Here is a 1,545-nt window from a genome sequence, read left to right on the forward strand (position 1 = left end):
GCGTGTCAGGGTGAGTTGAGACCACTGGTTCACAGCAACTTCGGCCTGACGCGGGGCGAGATCGGATCTATCCACCAATGACTACGACGATGCCGGTGCGCGAGACTGGGCGCATGGCTTCCTCTGCTCGGGGCGATGGCCCCCGCCGTCGGCGCGCGTTCACCGCGGCCGAGAAACTGGCCCACCTGACCGCCTACGAGCAGGCGGTCGAGACGGGGCAGGGCGGGGCGTATCTGCGCCGGGAGGGCCTGTACTCGTCGCTGATGACCGAGTGGCGCAAGCTGCGCGATGCCGGTGTGCTCGAATCGAAGAAACCCGCCGCGAAGAAGGTCGGCAAACTCACCGCCGAGCAAGCCGAAATCGCCCGGCTGAAGCGGGAATTGGCGTTGAAGGACAAGCGATTGGCGACCACCGAGGCCGCGCTGGACATCATGGGAAAAGCGGTCGCGCTCTTGGAAACGATCTCCGAGAGCGCGGAGCAGGACCCGCGGCCCGGCAAGCGTTGAACAGCGCTTATGCCCAACTGCGCGAGGCCGGGGTGGCCACGCGCGCGGCGGCGGCACTGACCGGACTGTCCCGGGCCACGATGAACCGCAACACCAAACCCGGTGCCGGGCAATCAGTTCCGCGTCCGGCGCCGCGCAACAAGCTCACCGACGTCGAACGGACGCGGGTGCTCGAAGTGCTGAACTCGCCGGAGTTCGTCGATGCCGCACCGCTGACGGTGTGGGCCACCCTGCTCGATGCGGGCACCTACCTGTGCTCGGTGTCCACGATGTACCGGATCCTGGCCGAAAACACCCTGGTCAAGGAGCGCAGACGGCTCGCGCGGCACCCGAAGTCCACATGCCCGGAGCTGGTGGCCACCGCACCCCGGCAGGTGTACTCCTGGGACATCACCAAGCTCGCCGGTCCGGGCAAGGGCCTCTACTACGACGCCTACGTGATGATCGACATCTACTCCCGATACATCGTCGGGGTCCACGTGCACCACCGCGAATCCGGGGTACTGGCCAAGGAATTGATGGAACAGATCTTCGGCACCCACGGCATCCCGCGCGTGGTCCACGCCGACCGCGGCACCGCCATGACCAGCAAGTCGGTGACCGCGCTGCTGGCCGACCTCGAGGTCACCCGCTCGCACTCGCGGCCACGGGTATCCAACGACAACCCGTACTCCGAAGCGTGGTTCAAAACCCTGAAGTACGCTCCCGAGTTCCCCACACGATTCGGATCACTCTGGCAGGCAAGGGATTTCATGAACCGATTCGTGGACTGGTACAACCACGAACACCGCCACACCGGGATCGGGCTGCACACCCCGGCCGAGGTGTTCTACGGGCTGGCCGCCGCCCGCGACGCCGAACGCCGCCAGGTCCTGGCTGCCGCCCGAATTCGTCACCCACACCGCTTCGGCGGCACCACCCGAGCCCCGAAGATCATCGACCTACCCACCGCCGCCTGGATCAACCAGCCCGAACAGGAGGACCAGCAACACCAAGTGGCATAACACACCGGATGGTCTCATTCACCTTGAAAAATTCC

1 protein-coding gene is annotated in these 1,545 nt (G+C 65.7%); it reads left to right on the top strand.

Features of this window, described 5'->3' with window-relative positions:
* The first annotated feature begins 113 nt into the window (after positions 1-113).
* Positions 114-1,510 (top strand): IS3 family transposase gene (locus NCO8_RS30335; RefSeq protein ID WP_157105182.1). Its coding sequence is split into 2 segments (ribosomal slippage): positions 114-455 and positions 458-1,510, totalling 1,395 coding nucleotides; the frame shifts between segments, so codons are not numbered across the junction.
* Positions 1,511-1,545: the final 35 nt, after the last annotated feature.

This window comes from Nocardia coubleae NBRC 108252 (genome assembly GCF_001612805.1).
GTDB lineage: Bacteria > Actinomycetota > Actinomycetes > Mycobacteriales > Mycobacteriaceae > Nocardia > Nocardia coubleae.